The organism is Novosphingobium sp. Sphag1I (assembly GCF_056279125.1).
The window spans coordinates 299,182-316,316 of record NZ_JBWBQS010000001.1; the positions used below are offsets into that span (position 1 = coordinate 299,182).

The window sequence follows — 17,135 nt, forward strand, 5'->3', positions numbered from 1 at the left end:
CGGGTGTTGCCATATCGAAGGATCGCGGGTTACGAATGAGGCCCCCCGCATCGAAAGGCAAGACCCATGCACCGCCGCCGCCTGTTGACCTCTGCGCTGGCCACGATGGCCGCTGTGCCCTTGGCCAAAGCGCAGGTGTTTCCGCCCGCAGGCCATGCGACGCCGATCGCCACCTATCCTTTCACGCCCGATGTCTATGCCGCCCGCCGTGCCGCTTTGATGGCGCAATTGAAGGAAGGCATCGCCGTCATCTGGGGCGCGCAGGGCGAAGGGGGCGAGGCCAATGTCGCGGCTCCGTTTCAACAGGATGGCGATTTTGCGTGGTTGACGGGAATTGTCGATGAACCCGGTGCGGTGCTGGTACTGGCCCCGGCGGAACCGCATTTTCGCGAATTCCTGCTGCTGCCTTCACGCAATCCGGAGGTCGAGCGTTGGGATGTCGAACGCCTGCCGCTGGGCGCGGAGATCGAGCGACGCACCGGCTTTGCCCGCGTGTTGCGCACCGGGTCGCTGGGCGCGTTGGTGACGGGGCTGGCGGAAAGGTCGAAGGTTTTGCACTTCCTTGGCCCGGTGGTGTCGGCCGAGGCGCCGGTGCCGCCTGCGCTCGAACTCTATGGCAAAATATCCGCCCGCGTGCCGGGGTGCAGCATTCGCGATAATTCGGCGCTGCTGCCTGCTTTGCGCACGGTGAAGGAACCGCGTGAACTGGCCCTCATCCGCAAGGCGACGCAGGCGACGCGGGCGGGTCATCTGGCCGCGATGCGTGGATTGAAACCGGGGATGAGCGAGCGGGCGCTGCGTGATCTGGTGGAGGCTGCGTTTCGCAGCGCCGGGGGCGATGGCATTTCGTATAATTCCATCGTCGGGGCGGGGCGCAATGCGGCCTCGCTGCATTACACGCGCGCCTTGGGGGCGATTGGCGAGGGCGATCTGGTGCTGATCGATGCGGCGGCCAGTGTGGGCACCTATACGTCCGACATCACGCGCACCTTGCCCGCATCGGGGCGCTTTACCCGCGAACAGCGCGCCACCTATGACCTTGTGCTGGAGGCGCAGGGCGTGGCGGCGTCAAGGCTGAAGGCGGGCGTGACTCTGCATGAATTGACCGAGGCGGCCAAGGATGTGTTCCGCAAGGCGGGGCGGATCGATGATTTCTATCACGGGCTGGGTCATTATGTCGGGCTGGATGTGCATGACGCGGGCGATTATTCACGCCCCATTCCCGCCGGCGCGGTCATCACGATTGAGCCGGGCCTTTATGTCCAATCGGCCAATTACGGCATCCGGATCGAGGATCTCTATCTGGTCACGCCGACCGGCGCGGAACGCCTGTCGGCCGACATTCCGCGTAGCGCGACGGAGATTGAATCCGCGATGAAGGGCTAAGGTGCCTCCGGCGGGCAAAGGGCGGGGGCCCTTTGCAATCCCGTTATGGGGTGGCGCATTTATGGCTACGCTGCGTTTATCGCCATGTTTTGAAAGCCTGCGGCGCGGCGAACTTACGCTGATCAGCGCCGCAGGCTTAATATTTCAATCATCGCGTCCGACACCCAAGGCCGAACCTATCGCGCAACATCGACAGTAACGGGATTGCAAAGGGGCCAGTCCCTTTGCCCGCCGGAGGCAAACTTACCCCTTGGGCGGCGCACAGGAATCGCGCAGGATCACCTCGAAATCCAGATAATCGATTGGCGCCTGATCGGGCGAGACAATGGCCTCGACCCCGGCGGCGCCGATGGCTTCCAACGGTTGGCGCACGGTGGTCAGCGCGGGCGAGATCAGGCGGCTGATCGGCGTATCGTCAAAGCCGACGATGGAAATGTCGCCCGGCACATCCAGCCCGAATTCGCGCGCCGCCATCAATGCGCCCACCGCCATTTCATCGTTCGAGGCAAAGATCGCCGTCGGACGTTGGGGCAGGGAGAGCAGAGCCCGCGTCGCCTCCAGCCCCGATTGCAGGTCGAAATAGCCCTGCGCCACCAGCTCAGGCTCCAACGCCAAACCCGCTTCGGCCAGAGATTGGCAATAGCCGTCATAACGCAATGTTGCGCCAAAATGTTGCGGGTGGCCGCGCACAAAGCCGATGCGGCGATGGCCCAGACCCAGCAGATGCGCCATGATCGCCTTGCTGGCCCCGCGTTCGTCGGTGGAAATATGGGTGAATTCATCGCCATGCGTGGCCGAAATCAGCGCGATCCGCCCGCCCAGTTTCCGCACGCTTTCCACAAATTCGGTGTTTTCCGACAGAGGCGGGCTGAGCAAAATGCCATCGGGGGCAATCGTGGCAAACAGCCGCCGGACCAGACCCAGCAGATCCTTGTCCTGGCTGTTTACCGGTTCGACCACCAGATGATAGCCCAGTTCCCGGCACCGCCGCGCCGCGCCAATATGCAGCGCGGAAATATAGCTGGGGTTGGGATTGTCATACAGATGGGCGATCAGGAAAGAGCGCCCTCCGGCAAGGCGGCTGGCCGCGCGATTGGGTTTGTAATCCAGTTCCGCCGCCGCCGCACGCACACGCTCCTTCACCTCGGCGCGCACATGGGGCTCTTCGTTCAGCACACGCGAAACAGTTTTGATCGAAACGCCTGCGCGTTCGGCCACATGCTTGATGGTGGTCACGACTGTCCTCTGCCTTTGCCACAGAGACGATTGTTGCCCACGCCTGTGACGTCTTTTCTGTTACCGTTGTCATGGCAAGGGTAGTGCCGGATGCGGCGTGATAGCAACCTCAATTTTCACCGGTTGCCATCACCCATGCAGCAACGCCGGTTACCCCGGACCGGTTCAGCGCCAGCCCTTGGCCTTGGCCTGTGCTTCCTGTGCCGGGTCCAAAGGATCACCCTTGGCCATGCCCTGCGCCAGAGCCATCAGTTCGCCATCGCCCGACCCCGCCTGTCGATAGGCGCTGGTCTGGGCCGAGGTGCCGGGCATGACATGCTGTAAACGCCAGCCATCCTCGCCATGACAGGCGATGCCCGATGTCGATGCGCCCGAAAAGGCGCGGCACAGGTTGCCATCGCCATTGCGGAACGTGGCGATCATGCGTGTTGCCGCGCCATCCTGCGCCGATGCCAATTGCGTGTCGAGCGCATGGGCCAGATCGCCCGAGGCCATCAACGTGCCATTGCGATCGGTAATCGGCCCTTCAGCGCGCATCAATCGACCGCCACCCACCAGACCCAGCACCAGCGCGGCGGCAATCGCCCCGCCAAACCACTTTTGCTGCATCAAAGGCACTTTGGGCTTGGCGGCGGCTTTGGCTTCCTCGGCCTTTTGGCGGCGCACAGCGGCAAGGTCGATGACCGGCGCGGGCGGGGTTGCGGCGCGGATCTGGGCCTCCCACGTGGCGGGCACGGGTTCCTTGATCACAGGCGCAAAATGGCCCTGAAGCTTTTGACGCAGCGCCCGCTCCCTGGCGATCTGGTCGGCCAGATCGAGGTCGGCCAGCGCGGCCATGGTGATGCGGGCGCGGGTGGATTCATCCAGCTCGCCATCGACATAGGCCATGATCTCTTCGCGGCTCACGCTCATGATACCTCTCCCAGCGCGCGCATCAGCGCTTCTCTTCCCCGCGCCAATCGCGAAGTCAGCGTGCCCATCGGGCATCCAATGATCTCGGCCGCCTCTTTATACGCAAACCCTTCGACCAGAACGAGCATCACCGCCTCGCGCTGTTCATCGGGCAGGGCGGCCATGGCGCGATCGACATTGCCCAATTCGACATGGGCCTCGATCCCCGCATCGCCGGGCATGCCGACATGTTCGCCGTCCTCTTCGGGGGCAAAGGTCTGGCTCGCGCGGTTTCGGGCGCGGGCCTCGTCGATCCATATGTTGCGCATGATCCGATACACCCATGAATCCAGACGCGTGCCCTCGGCCCACAGATGCGAGGATTTGAGCGCGCGTTCGATTGTCATCTGGCACAGATCGTCGCCATCGGCGCCGTCACGCGTCAAACCGCGGGCAAACCGCCGCATCTGCGGCAAAAGCCTGACCAGTCCTTCGCTGAATTGAGCCGTTGGCAATGATTTGTACCTTGTCATGGATGAAACGGATGACCACGCTCGTTTCTTCCGCGTAGGTGCGTTTTTTTTTGGCAAAGGGCAAGAGAGTGCGACAGCGGCTGTTCAGGAATGGGATCATCGCGCTGCTGCTGATCGGGGCTGCGGGGCCGGTGCTGGCGCAACTGGGCGTACCCAATGTTGGGGGCGGGCTGGGCGGCGCGGTGGAGCGGCTGCGCGGCACATTGGACGATGCGGCCGGCGCTGTGCAGCGCCCGCTTCAGGATCTGGGCGCACTGGCTGATCTGCGGCTAGACCGGTTGACGCAATTTGTGCGGCGTAATCGCGATGTGGTGGCGATGGACGCCAATGGAGCGCCCGCCCGTGCGCATGAATTGCTGTTGCTCGATCCCGATCCGGCGGCGCTGACATTGGCGCAGGGCGCGGGTTATCGCTTGATGGAGCAGGGGGATCTGGGCGGATTGGGCGTGGGGTTTGCGCGGTTGGAAACTCCGGCGGGTCAAAGCCTGCCCGATGCGACGCGCGCGCTGCAAAAGCTGTTGCCGCAAAAGACGGTGACGGCGGACCAGATCCATTTCCCCAGCGGCAGGGCATCGACCGGGGCCTCCACGTCCGCGCCCAATGCATTGCCGGTTGGCGGGGCGGTGGGGGTGATCGACGGCGGCGTCAAACCCGGTCCGCGATTGTCGGCGCAGGCGGGATTTGCCACCGGCGCGCCGCGTCCCAATGATCACGCCCAATCGATCGCCTCCTTGCTGGCCGGGGCGGGGGTGGCCAAACTTTATGCCGCCGATGTCTATGGCGCGGACCCGGCGGGCGGCAACGCTCTGGCCATTGCCAAGGCGCTGGGCTGGATGGCGTCGCAACGTGTGGGCGTGGTGTCGATCAGCCTTGTTGGCCCCAGCAACCCATTGCTGGCCCGCGCCGTTGCCGCGGCGCAGGCGAAGGGTATGTTTGTCGTGGCGGCCGTTGGCAATGACGGCGCGGCATCACCCTTGTCCTATCCGGCATCGTATAAAGACGTGGTGGCCGTCACCGGCGTCGACGGCAAAGGGCGCGTGCTGTTCGAGGCCGGGCGGGCCAGCCATCTGGATTATGCCGCCCCCGGCGCGGATATGAGCGCGATTGGCCTTGATGGTCGCGCCCACACTTTGCGCGGCACCAGCTTTGCCGCGCCGCTCGTCGCCGCGCGTCTGGCCGCTTATCAGGGCAAGGGGGCGCCTCTGGCCGCGCTGGACCGAGAGGCGGTGGCGCGGGGCGGACGGACCGGGCGCGGGATTGTCTGCAACCTTTGCCGCAAGGGCATTTGAAAAATCCCGAAGGCGTCAGGGAAGAAAACCGCAGCCCCCATCGTTTCCTCATCATAAGCCAGTCGCCACGCTCTCTTTCGCAAAGGCTGGCGCAGATGAAGGAGACAGATGATGATCAAGACTTTCAACATGGCCGCCACCATCGCTATGACGCTGGCTCTGACCGCGCCTGCCAACGCCCAATTGTTGGGCGGGGCGATTGGCGGCGGTCTGGGCGTCAATGGGGCGGTGGGCGGCGTGACCCGCTCGGTCGGCGCCACCGCTTCGGTGGGCCAGACGCTGGAGGCCCCCTCGGTCGCCGTTCCCACGGTCAGCCGGGTCAGCACCGTGGTGGCCGTGCCCAACGTGGTCCCGGCCATCCCCAATGTTGCGGTGCGCCGCGTGGCCATCGTCAATGCCGGCATCGCCCCCATCACCTATGCCGCTGTTCCGGCCTATATCGACCGCCAATATGTCGTGCTGCAAAATGACCTGCGCGGCACCGGGGTCGAGGTGATTAAGCGCAACAATCAGATCATCCTGGAAATGCCCAGCGATGTGACCTTCTCGTTCAACAAATTTAATATCCAGCCGCGCTTTTATGGCGTGTTGAATACGGTGTCGCGCACGCTGGCCAAATATCCGGCAACCTATGTGGATGTAAACGGGCACACCGATTCCATCGGTTCGTTTACCTATAACCAGCGCCTGTCGGAACGCCGCGCCGATGCGGTGGCAGATTATCTGGCCGACCGCAGTGTCAATGGCGCAAGGATGCATGTTCAGGGATTCGGCAAGACCGAACCGATCGCCTCCAACGCCACGGTTTCGGGTCGTGCGGCCAATCGCCGGGTTGAAATCATCCTGACCCCTTATGCCGCCTGATTAACGCCGCCAGCTTTTTGGCCGCGTTTCAGGTGGTTGGTTCCCGCAAGAGAGGCTCGCCCCTTTCTTGCGGGAATTTTTTTAAAAAAGTGCATTTTTTTATGGATGAAAAACCTCAGCACAGTCGTTTCCCAATCAGAACCCAAAACGTGGTTCCAGATGTTCAAATTTAGGAGACACGACATGACCCGCATTTCCAGCATGACCTTCGTTGCTATCGCTCTTGCTCTGGCTTCGGCCCCGGCCCACGCACAATTGCTGGGTGGTGGTGGTCTTGGCGGCGGGGCCATTGGCGGCGGTTTGGGCGGCGCAATTGGTGGCGCCGGTTCGATGGGCGGCGGCTTTGGATCGATGGGCAGCATCGGTTCGGCCACAGCCGATGTGGAAAGCACCGCCCGCAGCACCGCGCGCGGTTCGGCCAGCACCACCGGCAGCCAGAATGTCAACACCCGCACCGGCAACGTGAATGCAACCCGCAGCGTGACCGGCAGCGGCGCGGCCGACCTTGCCCCGACGGCCACGGCGGCCACTTCGATGACCGGTTCGCGCACCGTTGACGGCGCGCTCTCGGCCAGCGGTTCGGCCACGGGTTCGGGCAGCGCCAATGCGCAATTGATCGGCACCAACCAGGTCGGCAGCGCCGCCCGTTCGGTCGCTTCGCAGGGCGCGACAACGGTGAATAATGCCCGTTCGACCGCGTCGGATGCGGCCACCCGCGCCAATGGTTTCGCCAACAGCACCAAGAACCGCGTCGAAGGCGTTGCCACCAGCGCAACGAACCGCGCGAACACGGTGGCCACCAACACCGCAGACCGTGCCAAGGGCGTGGCGACCAGCACCGCCAATCGCGCCAACGGTCTGGCCAACAGCGCCGCCAACCGCGTCAATGGCGCGGCCAGCGGCGTGAGCGGCACCGCCAATGGCTCGTTGGCCACGGCTGGTTCGCTGGGCAACAGCAATCTGGCGCTGGCCGGTAGCGCGGCCAGCAGCGTTGCGGGCATGGCCAGCGTCAAGCCCGGCATGACCATCACCGCCCCCGACGGATCGCGTTTGGGCAAGGTGCGTCAGGTGGTTGCCGACAGCCGCGGCCGCGTTCAGAGCGTGGTGATGCGGGCGCGCAATACCGACGTTAATTTGCCCGCCAGCAACTTTGCCGCCAGCGGCAATGGCAAGAGCCTGATTTCGACCATGAATGGCCAGCAGATCGAAAATGCGGCCCAGGGTCAGACCAGCGCCGCAACGCGATAAATCAGTCTTTTATGATAGGGGTGGGCGGTCCGATGGGCCGCCCATTTCGTATGCGGGCGCTATGCATTTTTGCGGAGAGAATTTCCGAAATAATCTTTGTGAAAGAGAATCTTGGAATAAGGGGAGTATCGGAAATATGCCTAGATAAGCGTGCTGGGCAATTTACCGTTATTCGACAAGATCGACATATTCTTTGGCCAACCTTTGTAATTGGGCGCAGGCCGGAAGTTCCATGACGGAATTGTGCCGGACTTTGTCAACTAAAAGAGCTGGTAAAGAGGAACTTGTCCATGGCGCTTAGCATTTTCTCCAGCGTATCGCCTGAAACTATTGTGGCTGAGATCGAGCGCGTCGAATCGGCGATGGCCGGGGGCGATACGTCGGCCCGGGTGGATCTGTCGATGGCCAAGGGGCAATCGCAGGTCATTCTTGGCGCCATCAACCGGCTTTTGGACAGCGCGACCAATCCGGCCCGCGCCCTTTCAACCAGCATCCAGACCATGAGCAGCGAGCATGAGCGCGGCGATATTGACGTCATTATCCCGGTCGACAAATTCCGCGGCGAATATGCGGTCATGGCCAAAGACATCAACGAATTGGTGGGCGCGCATATCGCGGTCAAGAAAATGGCCATGGCCTGTGTCAAGGAATTCAGCGTCGGCAATTTCGACGCGCCGATGCAACAATTGCCGGGCAAGAAGGCATTTATCAACGATACGATTGAAACGCTGCGCGCCAATCTGCGCGGGTTGATCACCGAGTTGAATTACATGTCCGCCGAACATGACAAGGGCGACATTGACGTCAAGGTGCGCGCCGAAAAGTTCAAGGGTGACTTTTCGACCGTGGCGCATGGCATCAACAACATGGTGGCCGGGCATATCGCGGTGAAGAAGAAGGCGATGGCCTGTATCAAAGCCTTTGGCGAAGGTGATTTCGATGCGCCGCTGGAACAATTCCCCGGCAAGAAGGCCTTTATCAACGATACGATTGAGACGCTGCGCGCCAATCTGCGCGGGTTGATTACTGAATTGAATTACATGTCCGCCGAGCATGAACGCGGTGACATCGACGTCAAGGTGCGCGCCGAAAAGTTCAAGGGTGATTTCTCGACCGTGGCCCATGGCATCAATGACATGGTGGCCGGACATATTGCGGTGAAGAAGAAGGCGATGGCCTGCGTCAAAGCCTTTGGTGAGGGTGATTTCGACGCGCCGCTGGAACAATTCCCCGGCAAGAAGGCCTTTATCAACGACACGATCGAAACGCTGCGCGGCAACCTTCGCGCCATCACTGCCGAAATCAACGATCTGATCGCGGCGTCCACCGCCGGCCGGTTGAGCGAGCGTGGGGATGATCGCCGCTTTGTCGGAGACTTTGGCCGTCTGATCATGGGCATCAATGGGATGCTTGACGCCATCCTCCTGCCCATTGCCGAGGGCAACCGCGTGCTGGATCTGGCCAGCAAGGGCGATTTGACCGAGCGGGTCGATATTGATTGCCAAGGCGACCACCAGCGGATGAAGAATTCGGTGAACCGCCTGATCGACAATCTGCGCAATTTTGCCACCAATGTGGGTAATGCCGCCGATCACGTTGCATCGGGCAGCAACCAGATGGCCGCCAGTTCCGAACAATTGTCCGAAGGCGCCAATGAACAGGCCGCCTCGACCGAGGAAGCGTCCGCGTCGATGGAGGAAATGGCCGGCAACATCCGCCAGAACGCGGACAATGCCGCCCAGACTGAAAAGATCGCTCGCCAGTCGTCCAAGGATGCCGAATTGTCCGGCGCAGCGGTGGAAAAGGCGGTTTCGGCCATGCGCACCATCGCGGCCAAGATCAGCATCGTGCAGGAAATTGCGCGCCAGACCGACCTGTTGGCGTTGAACGCCGCCGTAGAGGCGGCACGTGCGGGCGAACATGGCAAGGGTTTTGCCGTGGTCGCCTCCGAAGTGCGCAAACTGGCCGAACGCAGTCAGGTGGCGGCATCGGAAATCGTGGCCGTGTCCTCCGATACGGTGAAGGCTGCGGCAGAGGCGGGCGAGATGCTGGTCAAGCTGGTGCCCGACATTCGCCGCACCGCCGAACTGGTTTCGGAAATCAGCGCGGCCTGCCGTGAACAGGATATTGGTGCCTCACAAATCAATGAAGCGATCCAGCAACTTGACCGCGTGACGCAGAAGAATGCCAGTGCCTCGGTCGAAATTTCGACCACCTCGGAAGAACTGGCATCGCAGGCTGATGAATTGCAGCATATTGTTTCTTTCTTCCGTGTCGGCGGCGAAGGAACGGGGGGCATGGCCTCTGCGCCCCGCAGCGCTGCTCCGCGACCGGCGCGAGCCCCGGCGGCGGCCGCCGCGCCCCGCGCCAAAGCCAAGAAGGCCAAGCCCAATTCCGTCATGCATCAGCAAGAGCGCGTGAAAGGTTTTGCGCTGGATATGATGAGCGGCGGCGAGGATGAAGATGACGCCGATTTTGGTCGCGCGGCCTGATAAAAGCGTCTTTTTACGTCTAAAATCGACAAAAACCCTCGCTTCCAGACCGAAGCGGGGGTTTTTTAATGGTTCAGACCCACGGCTTTGGCGGGGTGAATCGTGCCCTATGGGCCGTGCGCCGAGGGGGAAAAGGATGGGTTGAGCCTTTCCGGACGGCGAATCGCCATCACCAATATGGCAACAAAATGGGCACAATGTCGCAATTTGTCGCAACCTGCGCTCGCTTCATCGGTGGAATCGGCCTCTCTGACACCTCCTTAATCTGGGAGACATGAACGGATCAGCACACCGTTCGAGTGGACTTTAAAAGGAGTTGAGAGATGCGTTTTACTTCCAAAAAGGCAGCTTTTCTTGTTGTGGCCGCCTGTGGAGCCATGACGATGGGTGGCACGCTTTCAGCCCAACAGCCGGGCGAGGCGCCCATTACCGTGGCCGGGGCGGCCGTTCCCGATGCCTCGCAATTGACCCCCGGACCTGAGATCAAAGGCTTTATTTCCGCGCGCAAGGGCGACCGGTTTCAGGTGACCGCCGCCGATGGCAGCAAGTCGGTCATCACGATGGACAATGCCACCGTGATCAAGGCCAGCAAGGGCCTGTTCGGCAATAACAAGCTGGATTCGGGCTCCCTGCTCAACGGTTTGCCGGTCACGGTCAAGACGATGCAATGGTCCGACGGCCTGTTGGCCAAGCAGATCAACCTGCGCAATGGCGACCTGAAAATGGCCAGCATGATCCGTCACGGCACCGACCAGCGCTTTGACGAACAGACCGCCGCCACCGAGGCCCTGCGCGGGCGGATGGCCGACATCGACAATTACAACGTCAAGAGCACCACCAACGTTCACTTTGACGTGGGCAAGACGAACCTGTCACCCAATGACAAGGCCACCTTGTGCAACGCGGCATCGCAGGCCGAAGGCGTCAGCAATGCGCTCATTCTGGTTGTCGGTTATACGGACTCGACCGGCAGCGACGATTTCAACCAGACGTTGAGCGAAAAGCGCGCCAGCAGCGTGATCAACTATCTCCAGCAGGCCTGCCACTGGAAGCCCTATCGCATGCTGACCCCGACCGGCATGGCCAAGGCCGACCCTCTGGCCAGCAATGACACGCCTGAAGGCAAGGCCCAGAACCGCCGCGTCTCGGTCAATGTTCTAGTCAGCAAGGCCGTCGACGGGGTCTGATACGTCCACCGCCCGATGCCTTGGGGAAAGGCGCAGGCGAGAGATTTCGGGAGTGGGATTGCAGGAAAACCTTGCATCGAGGCGCTGCGCAATCCGCTCCCGAAATTCTGTTTGGCTGGGCCGACGCCGACATGACGCGCACCATGATTACAAATAGGCAATCACCGCAATTTGACGCGGCTGCGCCAATGGCATCAATGTCGGAGAAAGTGGTGCCGCTTAGGTGACTCGAACACCTGACCCCATCATTACGAATGATGTGCTCTACCGGCTGAGCTAAAGCGGCACTCCAGCGGTGAGGCGGGCGTTTAGCTTCAGGTTGCCGCCTTGGCAAGGCAAAAAGTGAGGGGCGACACAAAGGATTTGCGCAAAGGCCCAAACTCCTCGATTTCCTAGCCAAATCGGCGGGACAGGGTGAGCAGCGGCGAGGCCATCAAGGTGGTTACAATCGCCATCAGCACCAGAATCGCGAAAAGCGCAGGGCCGATGATGCCAGCCTGCAACCCGATGTTGATGATGATCAGCTCCATCAGGCCACGCGCATTCATCAAGGCGCCGATACCCAGCGCGCTGCGATTATCCTCGCCCGACAGGCGCGCGGCCAGATAGCACGCGCCGCCCTTGGCCAAAACCGCCGCCGCCAGAATGGCGAGCGTGACCATCACCAGATCGAGATGACTCAACACCTGCATCTGGGTGTTGAGGCCCGAAAAGGTGAAGAACATCGGCAGCAGGAATGTCGTGGCAAAAGGCTCCAGCCGCGCGCGCAGTCCATCGACCAATGCGCCGCGCGGCATGGCCGTGCCCAGCAGAAAGCCGCCAAACACCGCATGCATTCCGCAGGCATCCATCGCCCATGCGCAAAGCAGGAATAGCCCCAGAACCAGCGCCAGCAACCCTTCATCCACGCCGTGAATTTCGGCCCGCCGCCCCAAAGGGGCCAGCAAACGCGGCGCGACCAACGCCATCACCAACGCAAATGCCAATCCGCCCCCTGCGGCCTTGATTGCCACAGCGGAACCCGCGCCAAGGCTTGCCAGAACCAGCGCCACAACGATCCATGCCCCCGCGTCGCCAATCGCGCCCGCCGAAAGGCTGAGCGTGCCCATGCGCGTTCCGGCCAATCCCTGTTCATGGATGATCCGGGCCAGCATGGGAAAGGCGGTGATGGCAATGGCCGCGCCCAGAAACAGGCTGGCCTGCGCGGCGCTGACTTGCGGCATGAACAGGCCCGGTTGCCCCATCAGCCATGGGATCATCGCGGCTCCGGCGGCAAAGGGCGCGGCCATGCCCGCCAGCGAAACCGCCGCCGCGCGGCCTGCGTTCGACCGGAACTCCTCGCGGCTGAAGGTCAGGCCGACGAGGAACATGTAAAGTCCCACGCCCAGTTGCGCGCCGACATAAAGCAGTTTCTTGAGTTCGGCGGGAAACAGCATCGCCTCCACCCCCGGCGCCAGATAGCCCAGCAGCGATGGGCCCAGCAGCACCCCCGCGATCATCTCGCCCACCACTTGCGGTTGGCCCAAAAACCTTTGCGCCGCCCACCCCACTAGGCGCGAAGCCGCCAGAATGCAGGCCATGGCCAGAAAGAAGAGTGCCGATAGTTCGCCGTTCGTCATGCCTGTTATGCCCCTTGCGTCGTTTCGCTCTAGCCTTTGCCGCTTGGCGCGTCATCTGGATTGATGGGGCTGGATTTTTGTATGCAATGAATACAAAATGTGCCCGATACAAGAATTGGGAGAGCAACATGGATTTTGTCGGACGCCATATCGTCATCACCGGGGCCAGCACCGGCATCGGCCGCGCCACCGCCGAAAGGATCGCGGCGGGCGGCGGCACGCCGGGCCTGATCGCGCGTCGAGAAGGGATTTTACGCGAATTGGGCGCCCGTCTGAATGCGGGATGGGCGGCGGCTGATGTCGGCGACAAAGGGCAATTGATTGCCGCCCTCGACGCTCTTGAGGCGCAGAACGGACCGATTGACGGGCTGTTTCTCAATGCGGGAACGGGCGGCGCTTTTGCCCCGGTTTCGGCCTATGGCGACGCGATGTTTGACGAGGTGATGCGCGTCAACACGACCTCGCTGTTCTGGGCGATTGCCCATGTCTTGCCCGGTATGATCGAGCGGCGACGCGGCGCGATCCTGATTACCGGATCGTTGGCCTCTGTGCGGGGCATGGCCGCCAACATCGCCTATGTGGCCAGTAAACACGCCGCCCAAGGCATTGCCCGCGCCGTGGCGATGGAGGCCGCGCCCTATGGCGTGCGGTGTAATTGCCTGTTGCCCGGTTTTATCGAAACGCCGATGCTGGCCGATGTGCCCGAGGCGCAGCGTCCCGCCATGGCCGCCCGCGTGCCGCAGGGCCGCATCGGCACCGCCGCCGAGGCCGCCGCTGTGGCCGCCTTTCTCTTGTCCGATGACGCATCCCATGTGACCGCGCAAAGCTGGGCAGCGGACGGGGGCATTCTGGGGACGCTTGCCGTTTAGAGCGTTTTCCGATCATTCGGGATCGAAAAACGCGACTAGCCCGCGCGGCAATTGAGCGTCGCTTTTCCGTTCGCGTCAGCTTGAACGGAAATCGCTCTAACGCCGGATCAGAACCTGTGTGCTTTGCGCATGGGCCTTGATGTCCGTGGGATAGAACCAGACGGGGCGCAGATCACCCGCCAGAAAGCGTTCTGCCTGATCGGTAAAATGGGGAGATTTGGGGTCGCCGCTGGCGCCGCCGGTGCTGATGGCGCGGGCGGTGACGCGGGGGCCGAATTCGACCGCGGCGACGAAACTGTTGCCCCGGTTGCCGTAATAGCGCTTCATCCCCGGCACTTTCGGCCCGCTCGACACGGCCAGAGCGCCCCATTGCGAGGATGTGAAGGCAACCGGCGTGCTGGGCTTGGCATCGTCATGGGGTTGGACAATCGCCCCGCTCAGCCGTTGATAGCGGTTGAGTTCGCCCCATGGCACGCGCCAGTCGCCAAAGTCCTTGGTTAATCGCGCCATGGCCTCGTCCAGCGCGGCGAGGCGTTGGTCAGGCGTGGCCTGTTCCACCATCCAGTCCATCACGCTGATCCGCTGTTTCTTGGCGCTCTCGGCCCCCTTGGCCCACAGGTTCTCGCCCCACACAATGGCCAGCGTTTCGGCGGTGGAGGTCAGCGATGTGCGATGATCCCATGTTTTGAGCAAAGCCATCGCATCGGCCCGCGCGGGGGATGGGGCGGCGGCGTCCGCGGCAAACAGGTCCGGCAGCAACCGGTCAAACGCGGGCAGCCACGGATCGTGCCCCGCCCGGATCAGGCTGTCGATCGAGAAACGCGGCGTGGCGGCCAGAACCCGTTCGGCATGAGGCCCGCGCGGATTGGCGCCCACTTCGTCCATATAGACGGGATAGGCGCCCTTTTGCGGGGAATCGGCGCCCGCCGCGCTCCACGGCGCATTGTTGGTGTTATAGGCCCAACCGTTCTTGGGATCGATCACCTGCGGCAATGTGGACAGGGGGTGCAGCCCCATCCATGCGGTGCGCGGATCGGCCCCGTCGACCGGCGCGCGCCAGTCGAAACGCTGATCACGGATCGGCACGAATTGCGGGTGCAGATAGGCGATATGCCCCTTGTCATCGGCAAACAGCGTGTTGTTCGAACTGTTCGCTTTCAGCTCTGCCACTTTGAGGAAACCGGCCAGATCGCGCGTTTTGGTGCGCAGGAAACTTTGCTCCAGCGCGGGCACGGGCTTGTTCATCAGGGAAATGGCGATCCATTTGCCGCCTTCTTCGCGGATGATCGGGCCGTGGTGGGTGGCATAGGTTTCGAACGTGCGCTGCGCCATCGTGCCGTCGGCCATGCGATAGGACAGGGTGACGGGCTTGACGATGACGGGGCGGATCTGGTCGCCATATTGATAGCTTTTGCCCTTTGGCCCATCGACGATGGTTTCGGCATATTCGTCGACATTGTCGATGCCGCTGGACGTATGCATCCATCCGGCATGCTGGTTAAAGCCCTGATAGATAAAGGGTTGCCCCCATGTCACCGCGCCATAGGCGTTCAGCCCCTGCTTGCTGGTCATCTGTAATTCAGAGCGGAAATAGAAACTGGTATGCGGGTTGATATAGAGCAGCGCATGGCCGCTCTCGCTATGGCTGGGCGCGATGGCAAAGCCGTTGGAGCCTTGGGGTTCGCGAAAGATCAGCCCGCGCTCATCGCTTGTCATGGCGATTTTGTGGTGGGTGTAAAAGCCTTCGAGCTGGGTCAGGGCAATGCCCTCAATATCGCCCCCGATGCTGCCCTCGGTAAAGGAGAGCGCCATCCACGGTTCGAAATGCGTCAGCACGCGCGGCTTTGTTTCCGGGTGGTCGGCCAAATAGGCGTTCAGCCCGCCCGCCCATGCATCCATGATCGCCTTCAGCCAAGCCGGGCTGCGGGCATAATCGGCCTTGAGCCGTGCGGGGTCGATGAACAGGCGTTGGCGCAGATCCTGCCAGATCGCCTTTTCCCCCTCGGCCTCGGCCAGACGGCCAAGGTTGGTCAGGTAATTGACCTCGATCCGGTTGAAATCATCCTGCGCCTGGGCATAGACCATGCCGTAAACCGCATCGGCGTCGGTATCGCCCGAAATATGCGCGATGCCCCATGTGTCGCGGGTGATTGTGACGCGGTGGGGCGGATTGCCCGCCGCATTGGCCGGGGTGATCAGGGCCGGGGCCGCCAGCGCGATTGTGACCGCTTTTGCCATCATGCCTATTGTCAATCGCATCGCCGCTTCCCATTTTCATCGACCTGCGGCCTGTCTAGCACGGGTCTTGGGGGCGCACAGTGGCAGTTTGACGCAATTCAGGCGGCCCTTTGACCATGGCGGCAATTGCCATTTCCCAAGAAAAATGCTCTGGCGCAGATACGGGGATTCGGGTGATGTTCGCCCTGTGATCGGCCACCGGGGGGTGGTGATTGCGCGGGCGGGCATAGTGATGAAAGCTTGGATATGATCGTGATGCCCCTGTCGGCCATATTATTGGCCAGCGTTGCCTCTGCCCCTGTGGCCCAGAATCCATCGCTGCTGATGCAGGCTGGCGATGCCCCCCATATTGCCGCCTTGCCGCTGGATGGCGCCGTTGCGGAACCCGAACAGGCCGCGCCCAGTGCGACGTCGCCCGTGGCATCCCCATCCGTTGCGGCCCCGGCCCAAGCCGCCGCGATCGATGCCGCGCCAATGGATACGGCTCCGGCCAGCGAGAGCCTGATCCTGCGCGACCCTTGGGAAAAGCCCAATCGCAAGATCTTTGCCTTTGACATCTTTTTCGAGAAAAATCTTCTGGCCCCGGTCGCCCATGGCTATCGCGCGGTGACGCCGCGTACGTTGCGTGCGGGCGTCAACAATCTGATCCTGAACCTTGATGAACCCAGCACGGCGGTCAATCAGGTGGTCCAGCTCAAGATCGGTCGCGCGCTCAAGACGGCGGTGCGCTTTGCCATCAATTCGACGCTGGGCATTGCCGGGTTGATCGATGTCGCCTCGGCTGGCGGGCTGAAGCGCCGCCCCGCCGATTTTGGCCAGACGCTGGGTCGTTACGGGGCAAAGCCGGGTCCATATGTCATGGTGCCCTTCCTTGGGCCGTCGAATGTGCGTGATGGGTTTGGGCGTTTAGTGGATACGTTCACCGATCCGGTGGGCTTTGTCATCGGCGGCATCTTTTCCTCGCCGGGCGGCGCGGCGCGCTTTGCCACGGCGGGCGTGAATTGGCGTGAACAGAATGATGGTACGATGTCGGCCATCTATGGCGCGTCCGACCCTTATGCCTTTACCCGCGCGGCCTATGGCCAGCGGCGTGCAGCCGTTGTTCAGGACGCCACGGGTAAGGCCGCTGCATTGCCGGATTTCTGATTCGGTATTCCTTTCACAGTGCTGCAAATCTGGTTCGACCCGAAACATACACGGGTCGGCGTGGTTTGTGGGCATTGACCAAACACCGTGTCGCGGCCAAGGGGAACCGTAAGCGGTGAGACCATTTTCTCCCCCGA

The 17,135-nt window shown here is 62.1% G+C and carries 13 protein-coding genes and 1 tRNA gene; 8 read left to right on the forward strand and 6 right to left on the reverse strand.

Annotated elements, in window-relative coordinates:
• Window positions 1-66 precede the first annotated feature (66 nt).
• Complete coding sequence (locus ACZ9HU_RS01290) at window positions 67-1,386, forward strand: aminopeptidase P N-terminal domain-containing protein (RefSeq protein WP_476101406.1); 1,320 nt, start codon at window positions 67-69, stop codon at window positions 1,384-1,386.
• 243 nt (window positions 1,387-1,629) lie between these two features.
• Here ACZ9HU_RS01290 and ACZ9HU_RS01295 read toward each other — a convergent pair whose 3' ends face one another.
• The 3 genes from ACZ9HU_RS01295 to ACZ9HU_RS01305 all read right to left on the reverse strand — a co-directional run bounded on the left by ACZ9HU_RS01295 (window position 1,630) and on the right by ACZ9HU_RS01305 (window position 3,980).
• Complete coding sequence (locus ACZ9HU_RS01295) at window positions 1,630-2,622, reverse strand: LacI family DNA-binding transcriptional regulator (protein WP_476101408.1); 993 nt, start codon at window positions 2,620-2,622, stop codon at window positions 1,630-1,632.
• 165 nt (window positions 2,623-2,787) lie between these two features.
• Window positions 2,788-3,534, reverse strand: a complete 747-nt coding sequence (locus tag ACZ9HU_RS01300) for an anti-sigma factor family protein (RefSeq protein ID WP_476101411.1) — start codon at window positions 3,532-3,534, stop codon at window positions 2,788-2,790.
• Window positions 3,531-3,980 (reverse strand): RNA polymerase sigma factor, encoded by a 450-nt coding sequence (locus ACZ9HU_RS01305; RefSeq protein WP_476101413.1) that lies wholly within the window; start codon window positions 3,978-3,980, stop codon window positions 3,531-3,533. The genes ACZ9HU_RS01300 and ACZ9HU_RS01305 overlap by 4 nt, the downstream gene beginning before the upstream one ends.
• Before the next feature lie 134 nt (window positions 3,981-4,114).
• On the opposite strand from ACZ9HU_RS01305, the gene ACZ9HU_RS01310 reads away from it, so the two are divergent.
• From ACZ9HU_RS01310 to ACZ9HU_RS01330, 5 genes are all read left to right on the forward strand, one after another.
• On the forward strand, window positions 4,115-5,335 hold the full coding sequence (locus ACZ9HU_RS01310) for a S8 family serine peptidase (protein WP_476101415.1): 1,221 nt from the start codon (window positions 4,115-4,117) through the stop codon (window positions 5,333-5,335).
• Between the two features lie 108 nt (window positions 5,336-5,443).
• Window positions 5,444-6,199 carry a YiaD family glycine zipper/OmpA-like lipoprotein gene (locus tag ACZ9HU_RS01315; protein WP_476101417.1) on the forward strand — a complete coding sequence of 252 codons (756 nt, stop codon included), beginning with the start codon at window positions 5,444-5,446 and terminating at the stop codon, window positions 6,197-6,199.
• 183 nt (window positions 6,200-6,382) lie between these two features.
• On the forward strand, window positions 6,383-7,447 hold the full coding sequence (locus tag ACZ9HU_RS01320; RefSeq protein ID WP_476101419.1) for a hypothetical protein: 1,065 nt from the start codon (window positions 6,383-6,385) through the stop codon (window positions 7,445-7,447).
• Window positions 7,448-7,737: 290 nt separating this feature from the next.
• On the forward strand, window positions 7,738-9,939 hold the full coding sequence (locus tag ACZ9HU_RS01325) for a methyl-accepting chemotaxis protein (protein ID WP_476101421.1): 2,202 nt from the start codon (window positions 7,738-7,740) through the stop codon (window positions 9,937-9,939).
• A 323-nt stretch (window positions 9,940-10,262) separates the two neighbouring features.
• Window positions 10,263-11,126, forward strand: coding sequence for an OmpA family protein (locus tag ACZ9HU_RS01330; RefSeq protein WP_476101424.1), 864 nt, complete (start codon window positions 10,263-10,265; stop codon window positions 11,124-11,126).
• A 210-nt stretch (window positions 11,127-11,336) separates the two neighbouring features.
• Here the strand turns inward: ACZ9HU_RS01330 and ACZ9HU_RS01335 are convergent.
• Window positions 11,337-11,412, reverse strand: a tRNA-Thr gene (locus ACZ9HU_RS01335).
• A 106-nt stretch (window positions 11,413-11,518) separates the two neighbouring features.
• Complete coding sequence (locus tag ACZ9HU_RS01340; protein WP_476101427.1) at window positions 11,519-12,745, reverse strand: cation:proton antiporter; 1,227 nt, start codon at window positions 12,743-12,745, stop codon at window positions 11,519-11,521.
• Between the two features lie 128 nt (window positions 12,746-12,873).
• Between ACZ9HU_RS01340 and ACZ9HU_RS01345 the strand changes: the two genes are divergently transcribed.
• Window positions 12,874-13,614, forward strand: a complete 741-nt coding sequence (locus tag ACZ9HU_RS01345; RefSeq protein ID WP_476101428.1) for an SDR family NAD(P)-dependent oxidoreductase — start codon at window positions 12,874-12,876, stop codon at window positions 13,612-13,614.
• A gap of 96 nt (window positions 13,615-13,710) precedes the next feature.
• Here ACZ9HU_RS01345 and ACZ9HU_RS01350 read toward each other — a convergent pair whose 3' ends face one another.
• Complete coding sequence (locus ACZ9HU_RS01350; protein ID WP_476101781.1) at window positions 13,711-15,852, reverse strand: penicillin acylase family protein; 2,142 nt, start codon at window positions 15,850-15,852, stop codon at window positions 13,711-13,713.
• Between the two features lie 246 nt (window positions 15,853-16,098).
• On the opposite strand from ACZ9HU_RS01350, the gene ACZ9HU_RS01355 reads away from it, so the two are divergent.
• Window positions 16,099-16,998 (forward strand): MlaA family lipoprotein, encoded by a 900-nt coding sequence (locus tag ACZ9HU_RS01355; RefSeq protein WP_476101430.1) that lies wholly within the window; start codon window positions 16,099-16,101, stop codon window positions 16,996-16,998.
• Window positions 16,999-17,135: the final 137 nt, after the last annotated feature.